Source organism: Paenibacillus sp. RC84 (genome assembly GCF_041260495.1).
Lineage (GTDB): Bacteria > Bacillota > Bacilli > Paenibacillales > NBRC-103111 > Paenibacillus_F.
Window position 1 is genome coordinate 43,077 of record NZ_JBGBYL010000007.1, and the last position, 14,949, is coordinate 58,025.

Annotated in this window: 13 protein-coding genes; 10 read left to right on the forward strand and 3 right to left on the reverse strand. The window is 49.5% G+C overall.

The annotated features are described in order from the left end of the window. Positions 1 to 226 precede the first annotated feature (226 nt). Entirely contained in the window at positions 227 to 886 is a 660-nt protein-coding gene (locus ABH899_RS16675; RefSeq protein WP_369998353.1) for a VanZ family protein, read from the forward strand. Between the two features lie 49 nt (positions 887 to 935). Here the strand turns inward: ABH899_RS16675 and ABH899_RS16680 are convergent, their stop codons facing one another. Then, positions 936 to 1,094: a hypothetical protein gene (locus ABH899_RS16680; protein WP_369998355.1), complete on the reverse strand. Its 159-nt coding sequence runs from the start codon at positions 1,092 to 1,094 to the stop codon at positions 936 to 938. Positions 1,095 to 1,203: 109 nt separating this feature from the next. Between ABH899_RS16680 and ABH899_RS16685 the strand changes: the two genes are divergently transcribed. Then, a complete protein-coding gene (locus ABH899_RS16685; RefSeq protein ID WP_369998357.1) occupies positions 1,204 to 1,788 on the forward strand; it encodes a YdeI/OmpD-associated family protein in 585 nt (194 codons plus the stop codon). A 149-nt stretch (positions 1,789 to 1,937) separates the two neighbouring features. On the opposite strand, the gene ABH899_RS16690 is transcribed toward ABH899_RS16685, so the two are convergent. Both ABH899_RS16690 and ABH899_RS16695 read right to left on the reverse strand, forming a co-directional pair. Then, positions 1,938 to 2,483 (reverse strand): DUF6022 family protein, encoded by a 546-nt coding sequence (locus tag ABH899_RS16690; RefSeq protein WP_369998360.1) that lies wholly within the window; start codon positions 2,481 to 2,483, stop codon positions 1,938 to 1,940. Between the two features lie 152 nt (positions 2,484 to 2,635). Beyond that, positions 2,636 to 2,833, reverse strand: coding sequence for a hypothetical protein (locus ABH899_RS16695; RefSeq protein ID WP_369998362.1), 198 nt, complete (start codon positions 2,831 to 2,833; stop codon positions 2,636 to 2,638). Positions 2,834 to 2,891: 58 nt separating this feature from the next. Here ABH899_RS16695 and ABH899_RS16700 point away from each other — a divergent pair, with 58 nt between their 5' ends. The 8 genes from ABH899_RS16700 (at position 2,892) to ABH899_RS16735 (ending at position 14,929) form a co-directional block, all read left to right on the forward strand. Further along, positions 2,892 to 3,545: a TetR/AcrR family transcriptional regulator gene (locus ABH899_RS16700; protein WP_369998364.1), complete on the forward strand. Its 654-nt coding sequence runs from the start codon at positions 2,892 to 2,894 to the stop codon at positions 3,543 to 3,545. A 46-nt stretch (positions 3,546 to 3,591) separates the two neighbouring features. Next, positions 3,592 to 4,209 carry an NAD(P)H-dependent oxidoreductase gene (locus tag ABH899_RS16705; protein WP_369998366.1) on the forward strand — a complete coding sequence of 206 codons (618 nt, stop codon included), beginning with the start codon at positions 3,592 to 3,594 and terminating at the stop codon, positions 4,207 to 4,209. A gap of 124 nt (positions 4,210 to 4,333) precedes the next feature. Further along, positions 4,334 to 5,395, forward strand: coding sequence for a suppressor of fused domain protein (locus tag ABH899_RS16710; protein ID WP_369998368.1), 1,062 nt, complete (start codon positions 4,334 to 4,336; stop codon positions 5,393 to 5,395). A 713-nt stretch (positions 5,396 to 6,108) separates the two neighbouring features. Then, positions 6,109 to 7,365, forward strand: coding sequence for a DegT/DnrJ/EryC1/StrS aminotransferase family protein (locus tag ABH899_RS16715; RefSeq protein ID WP_369998371.1), 1,257 nt, complete (start codon positions 6,109 to 6,111; stop codon positions 7,363 to 7,365). A gap of 29 nt (positions 7,366 to 7,394) precedes the next feature. After that, positions 7,395 to 8,147, forward strand: coding sequence for an SPASM domain-containing protein (locus tag ABH899_RS16720; protein ID WP_369998374.1), 753 nt, complete (start codon positions 7,395 to 7,397; stop codon positions 8,145 to 8,147). Between the two features lie 18 nt (positions 8,148 to 8,165). Beyond that, entirely contained in the window at positions 8,166 to 9,404 is a 1,239-nt protein-coding gene (locus ABH899_RS16725) for a glycosyltransferase family 4 protein (RefSeq protein ID WP_369998376.1), read from the forward strand. Continuing rightward, entirely contained in the window at positions 9,394 to 11,208 is a 1,815-nt protein-coding gene (locus ABH899_RS16730) for a Neamine phosphoribosyltransferase (RefSeq protein ID WP_369998378.1), read from the forward strand. The genes ABH899_RS16725 and ABH899_RS16730 overlap by 11 nt, the downstream gene beginning before the upstream one ends. Positions 11,209 to 11,254: 46 nt before the next feature. After that, entirely contained in the window at positions 11,255 to 14,929 is a 3,675-nt protein-coding gene (locus ABH899_RS16735) for a hypothetical protein (protein ID WP_369998380.1), read from the forward strand. The last annotated feature ends 20 nt before the right edge of the window (positions 14,930 to 14,949 follow it).

Here is a 14,949-nt window from a genome sequence, read left to right on the forward strand (position 1 = left end):
GAGGATCTCTTAAAAAACCGTTCAGTTTCTGAACGGTTTTTTTCTTTTCTAAACGATTGTATAGAGGAAAGTAACAATTCCTTAATAAAGGCTTTATTTTTCGTTTCGGAATGAAAGCGGCCCTCCGTTGTATAATGCAAACAAACGTCTCCTGTAGACCGATTCATTATCGAAGAACTGCATGTGCGGCCGCTAATTTGCAGACAAGAAAGGATTATACCCACCTATGTATCAAGGTAAGCTGCGTAAAATGACTCTTCTCTTGTTAGGCTTATACACCGGATTGATTTTCTATTTCTTATATATCGGATTTAACCGCAGTTCGCATCTTGCAGACCGGGGTATGCGCTGCAATCTGACTCCGCATGGAATTCCGCTTCATTTTCCGATGGGCAGAGACTTTCAAAGCTGGTTTTTCGAATTCGGCAACTTTGCCGCTTTTGTTCCTTTCGGGCTGCTCATTCCGCTCTTGTTCCGCTGCAAATTCGTCCCGTTTATGGTGTGCTTCCTGGCGTCGATCACGTTTCTAGAAACGTTGCAAATGCTTACGCGCTTGGGGGCTTTCGATATCAATGACATCGTGATTAATACGTTAGGAGCTGCCGTAGGCTTCTGGGCGCAGCGCTTAGTTCCCGGCAGCCGGGATAGTTTGCAGGGCATGGTCCGGCTTGTTTTGATGACGATCATCCTTTCGGCCGGTACGGTTGCCGCTGTCGGAGGGATGAATGATTCGATGGAAAAAGGACGCGGCAGCTACCTTTTCAAGCCGCTGGAGTCTCCGTCACACAGTGTGGTGCTGGATCACGACGTTCAGCCGCAGAGGGCTAAAGTAAGCCGTCCATCACTCTTTACCCCGCACGCAGCTGCCGGCGAGCTGGATTTTTAGTGTCGCATGACTGCAATAATTCCCCAGCCGAGCAACTGACATGCAGAAATTAGTGTAGGGAGTCGATCAGCAGCTTTTTGAAGCTGCGGGCCGCTTGGGACACAATCTGGTGCTCAAGCGTAATGATCGCGGTATCGGATTCGATCGGCGGATCAATCTCGGCATAGCGGACCTGCCCGGGCTTGGGCGTACCCTTGTCTGCGGCCAACAGATGGGGCGGGATGAAGGAAGCCTGACCCGCATTGAATCAAACCTTCTCTTGACGTATAGTTGAATTATCTTGCATAACTATCCAGGACAGGGAGGAAGCGGAACCCATGAGCAAGAAAGCCCCCGAGCTGCCGGTTCTTTGTTTTGAGAATCAAGAAGCGTTGGAGATTTGGCTCGAAAGCAATCATAAAGCATCGCCCGGAATCCTTCTGCAAATCGCGAAAAAAAATGCCCGCCTTGTGACGGTTTCTTATCAGGAAGCCCTCGAAAGCGCGCTCTGTTACGGATGGATCGACAGCCAGAAGAAAACATTCGACGACCAATCGTGGCTTCAGCGGTTTACGCCGCGCGGGGCCGGAAGCATCTGGTCCAAGGTGAATAAAGACAAAGCGGAGCAGCTTATCGCGGACGCGAGAATGAAGCCGGGGGGCCTCAAGGCGATTGAAGACGCCAAACGCAGCGGTCAGTGGGACAAGGCCTACGAACCGCAAAGCAGCGGCGCCGCGCCGGAAGATTTTGCCGCCAGGCTGGAGCTTAATGCGCAGGCTAAAGCGTTTTACGACACGTTAAACAAGCAAAACAAGTTTGCGATCCATTTTAGAATCCAGAATGTTAAAAAGCAGGAAACCCGGGAAAAACGCATTTTACAGTTTATCGAAATGCTTGAGCGGGGCGAAAAAATTTATCCCTGATCGGGCGTGAGCCGTACAGGTGCGGCTTATATCGAAAACCGCTCTTCCGGAGTGAGAAACAAACCAACCCAAACCGTACCGGATATCCGGTACGGTTTTTTGCCGCACTGAATGCGAATAGCTGAACCTGTGACGCCCGTCAGCCTTGTTTACTGCTCCAGGCTGCGCAAATAATTCTCATATTCGACGCTGAATTCGAGCGCTTGTTTGAAATCGGAGGACAAGCGGGACAAGGCTTCTACGATGTCTTGCTGACTCGTCTCCGTAAGCGCGATAATTCCCGGCCGGCGGGGAATACGAAACCGGGTATGGTCATGATAAGTAATGGTGACAATCGTTCCGACAGGCGGACCCTCGGTTGGATGAAGCGTACTCCACATCCAGCGCTCTTGATCGCTTTGGTCCGGATTCCGTCCCCATTCGCGTGAAATATCAAAATTACCGGGCAGGCGGGGTTCCGGCCTCAGTCCGGCTTCACTTAGCTGACGGTGTACCGGCAGGAAAAGCAGGTTCAAGTACGTTCCGTAAGCCGGATCTCCCGCTTCCGCGTAAGCTTTCAGCAGCCGGTCGTGCTCTTTAACCAGAATCTCCTGCCAGTTCTCGCGAACATGAGATTCAATAAAGGCGGCGACGGCCCCAATTTTGTTTTGCGGCTGTTCTTTCAAGAAATCGCTTAATGCTTGGGTTGTAGGCATTTAGTTGTAAACTCCCTTCACGTTAACCATTTTATGGAATACAATTTCATCTTACAACATGCATGCAAATGATAAGTTTACCTTCACAAAGCAGGCTGCTGAAGCCGGTTTAGGCGTGAAAACATTAGCAAGTGCTTTAAGCGGGTACATGATTATGCGGCAGCGAATTCGAAGGGCGACACGTTCAATGACCCGGTATCGCTTGAAGCGGAGCTGAAATTCATATCGGAAAGTCTGCTTTCCGTCAAATAACCGTCGCACATCCGGAAGAGACGGCCATACACCTGATAACCGAGAGCTTGGCGGTAGTCGGGTGTATGCTTGTCGAGGCGGACGCCGGTTGACAACACCGTTTTATTTTTTCTATAATGGCATGGATTTTAAAGACGGAACTAAAGGTGAAACGGCATGTCTCCACGTACTAAAGAACAAAACGAAGCGATCCGGAATCAGCGCAAACAAGAAGTGCTGCAGGCGGCTATTCAGGTCTATGTCGAGAAAGGCTATGCGGCGGCCGAAATGGGGGAGATAGCGGATCGGGCGGGGCTCGCTCACGGTCTCGTTTATTATTATTTCAAAAACAAGAAAGCATTGTTCCGCGAGCTTTACGAAACCATGATGGAAGAATCCAAACACTTTACGAAATCTTATTTTGAGCAAAAGGGGTCCGTATCAGACCTGTTCGAGAGTTATGCCCGGGTCGTCTGCGAACGGGTCAGGGTTGATCCCGTGATCCCGCGTTTTTACATGCGGATTAGTTTGGATGTGCATCATTTGTATACGCCGGAGGAATTCTCTCCGTTTTCGTGGGTGAAAAGCTTTTTGCAGGAGATGACTCAGGCCATTGAAAAGGGGATCGGAGAAGGCACGATTCGGCCGGGTAATTCCGATCTTATGGCGAGACAGTTCTGGGGAGCCGTGTCGCAAGGGATGAATTACTTGGATCAGGCCCGGCAGGAATGGATGGCAAACGGCATGCCGGAGACGGAAAAGAAGGAACAATGGGAGAAGGCTTTGAATCAGGTGGTGGAGTCGTCCGTTTCCATCTTAAGGCTGCGCTAATTTTTTTTATTTTAATATTGACTTGTAACTCAATCAAAAATAAAATGTGGTAAAGGAGAGTGATGTTTGTCTGAAAACGCTAGTCGTCGTGGCTCATCCGAATTTGCAGCAGTCCCGCGTCAACAAACGATGGGTGGAGGAATTGAGAAAACATTCCGGCGAGGTTACCGTGCAAGACCTGTACGGCGCGTATCCGGAGAAGGTATTGGATATCGGGCGGGAGCAGGCTTTGTTGGCGGAATGTGAACGTCTCGTGCTGCAGTTTCCGCTTCAATGGTACAGCACACCGCCGCTTCTGAAGCAGTGGCTCGACGAAGTGTTCACAACGGCGTGGTTGTTCGGTCCGGGCGGTAAAGCCGTTGCCGGAAAAGAACTCCTGCTCGCCGTTTCTATCGGAGGGGCGGAGGAGACTTATGAGGCAGGCGGCCTGATCGGCTACACGATCAGTGAATTGACCCGCCCTCTGCAAGCTTTTGCCAATCAGATCGGCATGACGATGCTTCCGCACTTCAAATTTCACGGTGCGAATCAGGCGGCGGACGAACAGATCGAGAGCAGCGCGGAGCGATATATCCGGCATATCTTGGCTCCCGAGCTTGATCCCCGGATTGCCCGGCAGAGAATGCTTAACGAAATGAAACAGAAGATGCAGGCCTCCCTGTAAAAAACAAAGCCGATGCTCCTCACACGGGGAACTTCGGCTTATGTGACGTTCGGATTCCGGGAGAGTATAATGGGAATGGTTGGTACCAAACAGACACATGGTGAGAACTTGGGAGGAATCGGACATGAGCACAGAACCGAATACGGCGGGCTGGGACGCCATTGACAAGGAGTTCGTAAAGCTTTACGGAGATCAGGAACCGAAACATTACGGTACGCTTATCTCCTATGCGCTGGGGGGACCGGATCCGCTGGATGGAATCAGTGCGTACAAAACGGACGAACCTGCCCCGCATTGGCATTTCGTAACGTTCGGATTTTCGGAACTTTACGATAAGGAATCCGCTCATCCGGAAGAGAGCGGCTACGGATTCGAATTGACGTTTCGGCTGGACCGCGGGGCAGAAGAGGAAGAGCCTCCGGCTTGGGCGATCAACCTGCTGCAAAATATGGGGAGATACGTATTCAACAGCGGCAATATTTTTCGGTCGGGCGATTACATGGACGCCAACGGTCCGATTTGCCTCGGTTCCGATACCCGGCTGACCGCTCTGGCTTTTATCCAAGATCCGGAGCTTCCTGCAATCGATACGCCTAACGGACGGGTGGAATTTATCCAGATGGTCGGAATTACGAGAGATGAGCTGGAAGCCATGCAAACGTGGAATACGCTTGGTATGCTGTCCGCCTGTTTGCCGTATATGCCGCACTACATAACGAATTTATCGCGGGATTCTCTGCTTAAAGTCGAAGCCGTTTCCGAAGCCGCTGAGAAAGGAATGCGGGAAGACGGCTCCAATACCGGCTTTTTGTTTGTGGATCAGCTCGCTTGGGAAACGGGTAAAAAAGGCTGGTTGAGCAAAACTCCCGCAGCGCTGACGCTGGGGGCCAAACAAGCCGGCATAATCGGCAAGCTGCTGCAAGGGCGGATTTTGAAAGGAAAAGACCTCACTCTCGTGGGACCGGAAGTCCGCGTGATCTTTAAGGCGGGAGAAAAGCCGGAGTGTGTCGCCGGAGACGGCGAGGTCCGCATCATTCTCGATGAGAAGGCTGCCGGCGAGCTGAGCAGAGGCTTAATGCCTAAAGAAAGCGTGCTTGAGATTCCGTCCTTGCAGGGAACGGTCATTCGCATCGTGAAAACAAACATTAAGGACAGCGAAGGAAACGTAGTGGAAGTTATCGGCTGACTTGAGGCTGGAACCGAGGAGATCGGAGAGATTCTGAATTCGCTGCAAATACAGGAGTAACGGACTATATCGCACGGAGATGAGGGCCTGGAAACGGGCCTTTTTTTGTCGAAAAGGAAAGTGAAAACGGTTCCTTACGGATGGTGGACACGGTACCTATTTGTTTAAGGAGCCGTTTTTTGTGCAGCTGAAAAAACAGGAAATACCGTAGGTCATAGGAGCAAGTAGGCGATCGGCTCTATCCGCTTCTTATCCGAAATGAACCTGTGCAACGGAATTTCACGGATTTAAGACCCTGCATATAATGCGTTGAGACTATTAAGAGCTAATTTTTTACCGGTTATTGTCGTAAAATGCCGATTAAGGAACCGGCAAGCGTTAGGTACGAAAGAAGCAGAAGAGAATGAGCCGGTTGAAAGTCCGGACCTATTCGTTGTGACTCAAGCCTTATTTTCTGCAAAATGAGCAACCGAAACACGGATTGTGCGTAGAAGCAGAAGAAAGAAAATCCAAATATAGGAAATAATCATATATTTAAGGTTTATATATCATTCATTTTAGTTCTAAAACAAAAGTTAAAAACCAATTAATTTCCAAAAATGGTAGTTGACATTTAATTTTGGTAATTATAGGATGTAAATGTATCCATAAATAACACATTATGGAAACTATAGTCGATTAATAGACTTTAAATATCCCAAAGGAGAGTTATCATGACCATTCCATTTGACCAGTGGCCAGAATGGCCTCAACACTCCGATCGTACCCGTCAGAAAATTGAAGAAGTGTTTCAGTCGAACAGATGGGCGATAAGCGGATATTGGACGGGCGAGGAAAGCATGGAACGGAAATTCGCGAAGGCTTTTGCGGATTTCAACGGGGTTCCTTACTGTGTGCCGACGACGAGCGGCTCCACGGCTTTAATGCTTGCCCTTGAAGCGCTCGGAATAGGCGAAGGGGACGAAGTCATCGTTCCCAGCCTGACTTGGATTGCAACCGCTACCGCCGTATTAAACGTGAATGCGCTTCCTGTTTTTGTGGATGTCGAGGCGGATACCTATTGTATCGATCCTCACTTGATAAAGTCGGCCATTACGGATAAAACGAAAGCCATTATCCCGGTCCATTTGTTCGGAAGTATGGCGAATATGGATGAAATAAACGAAATTGCGCAAGAACACAACCTTTTTGTGATTGAAGACTGCGCGCAAAGCCACGGTTCCGTATGGAACAACCAGCGTGCCGGAACGATTGGAGATATAGGGGCGTTCAGCTGTCAGCAGGGCAAAGTGCTAACGGCCGGAGAAGGGGGGATTATCGTGACGAAAAATCCCCGTTTTTTTGAACTCATCCAACAATTGCGAGCGGATTCCAGGGTTTATTGCGATGACTCCTCCGAATTGATGCACGGTGACATGCAGCTGGTCAAAAAAGGGGACATTCAAGGCTCCAACTATTGCTTGTCCGAATTTCAATCGGCCATCCTTCTCGACCAACTTCAGGAGCTGGATGACAAGAATGCGATCCGGGAAAAGAACGCCATGTTCTTGAACGATGCCTTAAGCAAAATTGACGGCATTAAGGTGATGAAGCGTCCTCCTCAAGTCAGCAGACAAACTTATTACGGGTATGTGTTCCGGTTCGATCCGGTAAAATTCGGCGGGTTGAATGCGGATGAGTTCTGTGAAATTCTTCGTGAAAAGCTCAATATGGGGACGTTTTACCTGCATCCGCCGTATCTTCCCGTACACAAAAATCCGTTGTTCTGCCCTTGGACAAAAAACCGTTATTTGAAATCGGTTCGTAAGACAGAAGCTTATTGGAGAGGGCTTCATTACCCGGTCTCCGAAAGGGCTTCCGAGCAATCCATCGTTATCCACCATGCTATTTTACTGGCTGAACCCTCACATCTGTCGCTTCTGGTCGATGCCGTAGCCGAACTTGCCCGGAAATTTTGCGTGACTCATTAACGAAGGATGATTAGCGAGGAGGAATTGGGATGGATAAGCTGTTTTCGATGATCGAAGTAGAAGTCAATTCTCAATGCAACCGCACGTGCTGGTACTGCCCCAACAGTGTATCTCAGCGTAAAGAGAACGGAGAGATGGACCCCGCTTTGTATAAAACGCTGATGGAACAGTTAAGTTCGCTGGATTTTGCGGGACGTATTTCGTTTCACTTTTACGGGGAGCCGCTTTTGTGCAAAAATCTCGATCTGTTCGTGGGCATGACAACGGAATATATCCCTAGAGCAAGGCCCATTATTTACACAAACGGCGATTTTCTTACCGAAAAACGGTTACAGACTTTAACGGAACTGGGCATACAAAAATTCATTGTGACCCAGCATGCCGGAGCCAAGCACAAATTCAGAGGCGTATACGACCAACTGGCGGGAGCGGACAAAGAAAAAGTGGTCTATCTCGATCATTCGGATCTGATTTTATCCAATCGGGGCGGGATTCTGGATAATATTCCTCAAGCTTCGAAAGCCAACATGTCGTGCATGGTGCCATCCAATCTGGCCGTTGTTACCGTTTTGGGGAACGTGCTTCCATGCTTTGAAGATTTCAATCAAAAGATGGTTATGGGCAATATCAGCGAACATCATATTTCCGATATCTGGAACAATGAAAAATTTACATCCTTCCGGAAAATGTTAAAAGAAGGGCATAGAGGCAAATCGGATCTATGCAAAAATTGCAACAATGTAAGCGTGCAGACGGAAGAACAATACGATTATGTGCTGTAACGAAGAGGGGGTGTACGTTTGAATATTTTGCGGCTTACCCCTCATTACTACTTTGAGACTACCGAATGGCCGAGCCGGTTTGATCCGATGGGCGGCATGCAGGTTCAAATCACGAATTTAACGGAATGGCTGGCCGATCAAGGAGTCCGGCAGGATGTGCTCACAACCGGCCTTCCCGGCATCCCCCGAACGTTACAACTTCGCGACCGGTTGACCGTCCATTCCGTCCGTTTTATGACGCTGCCCTTTAAGTCCAGCCAAACGGGAACGGTGTTTCTCGATCAGAGCTGGTTCATGGGCGCTGTCAAATGGATCGTTCTGAACGGGAAAAAGAAGAACTACGATGCGATTCATGTCCATGCAAGCGGAGTGGTGTGGCCGTTACTCGCCGGAATGTTCGCTCAAAAATATTTAAAAAAGCCGTTGATTTTAACGATACATTGCAGCCGGATATTTACGTACAAGCCCATGAACAAGTGGGATCAATTCGTTCACGATTTTGTTAAATCCGTGGAATTAAAGAGCATCAAACTCAGCCATAAAGCCGTCGTTCTTACGGATAAGAGACTGGACAGCTACAACCGGCTGCTTGAGGATTCGTCGAAAATGACGGCGATCAGCGATTGTATCGGATCGAATCATCTCAGTCATTCCATCGATTGTCCTTTTTGCAACCAATTAAAAACCGAGCTTCTCGGCAAAAAAACGGTTTTGTTTCTGGGCAGAATCGCACACGAGAAAGGCTGGGCCACCTTTGTAAGCGTTGCGAAAGAGCTCGCGGACAAAATCGGCGATTTGCAATTCATCGTGTGCGGGGACGGTCCCCAGCGCGAGGCGATGGAAGAACAAATTAAAGCGGCGAATTTGCAGAACCAATTCCGTATCACCGGTTTTATTTCACATAAATTCGTCTCCTGCTATCTGCACCATGCCCAGCTGTTCCTGCTGCCCTCCCACCATGAGGAATTCGGCGGAAGCCTGATCGAAGCGGCCATTGCGGGAGTTCCGATCATCTCGACCAATAACGGAGGCCCCGCCGATATTTTCACACACGGTGAAACCGCGATTTTAACGGACCCGAGCGACGTGTTGGGGATCGCTGACGAGGCTTATAAAATATTGACGAACGACTCCGTTGCCGAGTCCCTGAGGCTCCATTCCAGACCCGAAGTTGTCAGTAAATTTTTGCCTCACTGCGTGTATCCGAATTATTTGAATTTGTACGCTTCAAAAGAGGCTGCCGTCCATGAAGGATAATCCGATCTCTTTGTTTCACGAATTGGAAAGCTACGTCAGAGGAAGCAAGGACCCTCTTCATCGTTACATGTACGCCTGTATCCTGGAGCAGCGATTGGCGGATTTGCTTTTGCTGAGCCGGTGCGGCGTACATCCTGAAGACAGGGATCGTCTGGCTGTCCGGCTGGCCTCTCAACGCAGCCTTTGCGTGCAGGCTGCTTCCGACATTGCGGAAGGTACGCAGAAGGCGAGTGGAAGTACACCGGCATGGCAGGACTACAAGGCTGCCAAATCCTCCGTTACGCAGAAAAGACCGGAGCTGCTCTCTTTAATCAAAGTGATGCAGGAGCTTCGTACCCCGGAATGCTCCGGGTATGATTTGTGCGACCTGGAGGTTTGCCGGGAGGATGCTCTGCACTGGCTGAGAGACCATGCCGATCCGTCTTCACCGCCTATACTCATCGGCGTTCGAACCGGAGGGGCTTTCTACGCTCCGTTATGGGCATCGGCTTTGAAGCAGAGGTGGGGGAATGAAGCCCTATATCACACAGTCAGGGCTCTGCGGAAGCCTTCCGATCCGGGCGCGTCCTTGTATTTGCCCGAGGAACTCTCGATGCTGCCGGCGGCAATAAAGCCGGATACGGACATCGTGATCCTGGAAGATCAGCCGCATACGGGCGGGACCGTTCTGGAGCTGGCCGGAAGACTTAGCGTGAAATATCTGCTGAACAAGCCTGTCTGGGTTTCTTCTCCGGGCCGGTTGTTCAAAGTCGAGAACGGCCGGCTTGCGAAGTGCATCGATCGTATTCCTCTAAATACGGCGACAAGAAAGCGCATCTGGCAGATGCTCGGCAATTCGGAAGAAGTGGTGGAGTTTCTTCTGCCGAAGATCGGTTTATCTGACGCGCGTCCGGCGGATTTGGAAGCGGTCCCTTATAAATCCGTGCCTCATTGGAACGATCCGATCTATCGCCGTGAAGTTCCCTTCCGGATTAATCCGAAGAAAACTCCGTTTTTCATCCGACGAAAAAGCACGAATGAGCCGGTCGTATTCGCAAAATTTATCGGGAAAGATCTTTTCGGCGACTTTCAATTTCATCAGCTGAAAAAGTTTGAAAAGTATTCCTCTGATATTTTAGCGTACCGGGACGGTTATGTGATGACCAAATATGAACCGGGATTACGGGAAATGAGAGATATGTTCGTCAACATGCCTTCAGCCGTGACAGGTGAGATTTGCCAAAACATTTCCGGTTACTGGAAAACGCTGCTTGATTCGTGCCAAGTAAGGGGAGGTCATCCCGTTCATCCTTTAGCCGATCATTGGCAAGCCCATCTTGGAGAGATGGAGGACTTCATCGGGAGAAAGCTGCCTTATGATCTGGATTGGTTCGAACAAAGTTTGCATACCGAATGGACCTCGTCCGCTCATGTTTACACGTCCTTGCCTTACGCCAACCGGTATGGGCACTGGAAAGCGAGGCTTTCAGCCGGGAAACGCTTGAAAACGTACCGTTTTCACATCGATTCCACCTGGGGAGGCACTTCCAGCATCGAGGTGGAGCTGGCTTCGTTTCTTTTGGAAAACAGGGTGAGGCCCGAGGACTTCCGTCTGCTGGTAAACCAGGTGAAAAAAGAAGCCGAATCCTTAACCATCGGAGCGGTTACCGATGCCCTGCCGATCGCTTGCATCCTACAAGTCGCGAATCTTTTAAAACAGGCGAAGGGTGAAAGCCGTTTGCCGAAAGGACTGATTTTGTCGGAAGCGATGCAATCATTCGAATATCTTCAGGCCATGAAGCCGAAGCTTTCGGATGTAAGATAACTGTCACGGTCGAACGAAACCACGCACATGTTTGAGGAGGCTTTGTATGAATAGCTTCGGAATAAAATGCGAGAGATTGTTGGAGCTGCGGAACAATGAAACGTTTACAGCGCATATTCCCCCTCTTTATCCGATCGATCCTATAGCTGCCGTTGAATTTCTGGAACAATACAGCGGTACCGAGGAAGAATTGCCAGGTAGGCTGGCCCGGTACATAGAGCAGCGCGAACCATCCCGGTTCGATCAAATTAAAAAAGTTTGCGGGGACCTGCCATGGATTGTCAGAAGCTCCGGGGAAGAAGACTTAAACGAAACGACGAATGCCGGCGCTTATCTCAGTTTAGTTTGTGAGCGCAGGGATAACTTTTACGAGGTGCTTGCGCAGGTCATGCTCAGCGGAAGCACGGAGCACGCCAGGAACCAGAATAGACGTTTCGTGAACCGGCATCTGCACGATCATGAACCTATTCCCGTTTTTGTCCAGCCGTTGGTCCAATCGGAGCATGCGGGCCATCCCGTTCCTTATGAGGCAACCCCTTATGTCAAGGGAGAGGATTTACAAACGATCATCGGTCTGCTTAAAAACCTCCACAGCACCATGCCGGACTATGCGCTTGATTGCGAATGGGTAGGGGACTCGGATTTCGGAACGATTTCCATGACAAGCTTAACGGAACTTGTCGACGGAAATCTTACGGGGCAGATTGCTTTCGGATTCGATCTTTTCTCTACGCAGCATGTGAAAGCGAACAATAGTGTCCGGTATCTGCTGCCGGGCGACGAGCTGAACTTGTGGCAGGGGCATATTTTTCAGGAAGTGAACCTGCAAAGCTTGTTTCTGGTGCAGACAAGACCGGCCAAGAACTACCGCTTGTTCCAGCATGTCTACGAGCTGTCGGCTTCCTCCAAAAAGGAATTGGAAAAGGACGCCGCCCTTTGTCTGGATGCAAAGGAGTTCATCTCGCAGGGCGGCAAGCCGTTCTTCGGCAAGTTTATTAAGGCGGTTACCTTGAACGAAGCCTGGAACGCCTATCTTCAGTACACCAGCAAAGACGTTAAGGAGGATATTGCCGCTATCCTGGTGGAATTCGGCACGAGAACGGAACATGCCGGAATTATGTTTAACCAGGTCGGAATCCCGGTCATTCGTATCGAAATTACGCTTATACCGGAAAGTATGAATTATATCGTACTTGATCCGTTTTCCCTGCAGTGCCGTTTGTACAGCCACAACAAAGAAGTCAAGGCATTGCAATACGAGACCAGGGAAATTATTCCTCTTCCGGATAACTGCATTCTTGTTCAGGATCGCGAAGAGAAGCAGCAGCGGGAAGCTATGGCGGTATCGGCGGACGAGCACTTTAACGAGGCGTTGAACAAGCCCTTCTTCTCGGAAAAGACTAAACAGCATTTGACGGCAAATAGCGCCTATCCGGATTACGGCTTCATTTTTCACGGAGAAGAGGGTGTCCGCTCACCGAGTTACTACGCCAATGAGGCCGAACGGTTGACGGCTGAAACGGTTGACGCATTTCTAAAAAGCCGTGAGTGGCCGGAAGCATCGGCGAATTATTTCCTGGCCTTGTTTCATGCGAAAAACTTGCTCAAAGACGGGAACATCGCCGCTTATTTCGAACGGCAGCCGGAAGACCGGGGCCGGTCTAATGAAACGCTCGTGTACTGGAAAGTGCTGCGCATCCATCATCTGCTGGCCAAATGCAGCAGCCGGGACCGGGAAACGCTGTTGGAGCGGGTCCGTGCGGAAATGAACGTGAATTCGGCCGTAATCGAGCTGCGGCTGGACGTGCTGTTTTTATTCGAGCAATATCTGGACGCCTTGTGCATTTATTCGAAGCGAGAGGAAGAGGCGCTGATCCAAAGCTTTATCGGCATTCTTTCTTCCGTTAAGGATGAAGACCTGCCGATCGTTCTGGATCTAGCCCGCAACGGGATTTTTAACGCGGGTCACCTGTGCCAATTTTTAAAGCATGCCATAGAGAACCGGCACTTGTTCGATCTCTACCGGAATTATTCTCTAGTCAGCAAAGAGTTTGCCATCATTCCGTACGATTTGAGCGTCATCGGCAGATTCCCGTATTTTAATGAGGTTTTCGTTGATTTGAACAACGAGATGAATAAATACGAGTCGCTCGGCGAGTTAAGCAGCTCTATTTTTCATACCGTAGTCGAAACGTATGACAAATCGGCCAAAGAAATTCTTTTAAGTGTGATAGATGACGGGAGTCCGTCTTATTATCAAGCGTATCTCAGACTGTTAACCGAATGGCTCGGTTTAATCCGGCAGTTCGATAAGAACGAGCAAGTGATTCAAACCTTCCTTGACTGGATCGGGGTCCAAGAAGATCGGCAAGCGGAAATCGAAGATTACTTCCTGGAAGAAATTCATTGGAAAACAAGAATACAAGAAGCCGAGGCCGGTATTGCCGAAGACTTGTCGTTAACCAATTTGCATCAACTGCACAATGTGCTGCACCAGTGGTCGCTATATTTGGTTCCCGCGTCCAATGGCGCTCATATGCCTCTTTTCGTCAAAGATATGGTGGCATTCGCCCAATCTTTTTCCGAACAGGAAAACCGTTTGCTGCGGATGCAAAAGGACTTTTTTGAAATCGAGCTGGCGATGTGTACGCACAAGGCAGGGTTTATGTTCTACAAGCATTCCGTTTCTGTCGAATTTAGCGAGCCTCCTTCCGTACATGACGACGAAATCGCGAGATTATCGGCTTTTGCGTCCTTTATGAACAAGTGCAACGACTGGTTCGAGGCTTATCGTTTCCGCACTCATTACGAGAAGGTAGCCGGAACCTGGACCTGTTATATGACCGTAAAATCCGTCGAAGACGGCGCACTTCAGCAAAGCGATTACCAAACGATTTTTCACATCATCCGGTTTGTTTTAGACAGCTCGTACGATTTTTCGCATAATCCGCTTTCTGCCGTTGAAGATTTGACCGCTCAATTTAATGACCCCGAATGGAAAGATATTTTCCGGAAGCTGGTAAACTATCGTGTCCATTTTGACGATGAAGGGCAGTTTATCAACTTGAAATTGTTCGCCATGTCCACTTTCTTTACGTACCTGTGTCTTTCGCCGTCCCTGCGAAGCCGCCTGCTCTCCTTGTACCGGGAAGGGTTCGATCGTATGGTCGGTGAGCTCGCCGTACTGGAAGACGGGATGGCGCGCGCCGGTCATTATTCGGAATGGCTCGAGCATTATGAATCGGCAACCTATACCGCCTTATTCCTTGCGGCTATTTATCCTCTGGAGACAGTGGGCAAGCTGGAGGCGCTGCATGACCTGCGGTTAACCTACGATATCGTGTCCAGAAACTTGCTGAAGCACAAAGATGCCGCCAACAAAGTTATCGAGACGCTGCCGTCCTGGGATAAAGCGCTGCAATCCAGTGTGACGGACAAGCTGCTGCACTATTGTCCGGCTAAATTTTTCAAAACCGTTTCATCTGTTAACGACATGGCCATGGAGCTCTCCAAACGAAAAAAATCGTTTAAACGTGCCAAGCAAGTTTTGCTCAACGCGTATGCGGACTCCTTGGAGCCAGACATTTTACAACAATTCATCGACGACTTGCAGTACGTCCCTTATGCCGGGACCGAGGCGCAAAATCAACAGCTGGATAAATGCCTGACGGATTCCGGGAAAAAGAGATATGACATTCAAAAAGAAATTTTGTATATCTGATCTGCCGTACCGCATGTCAT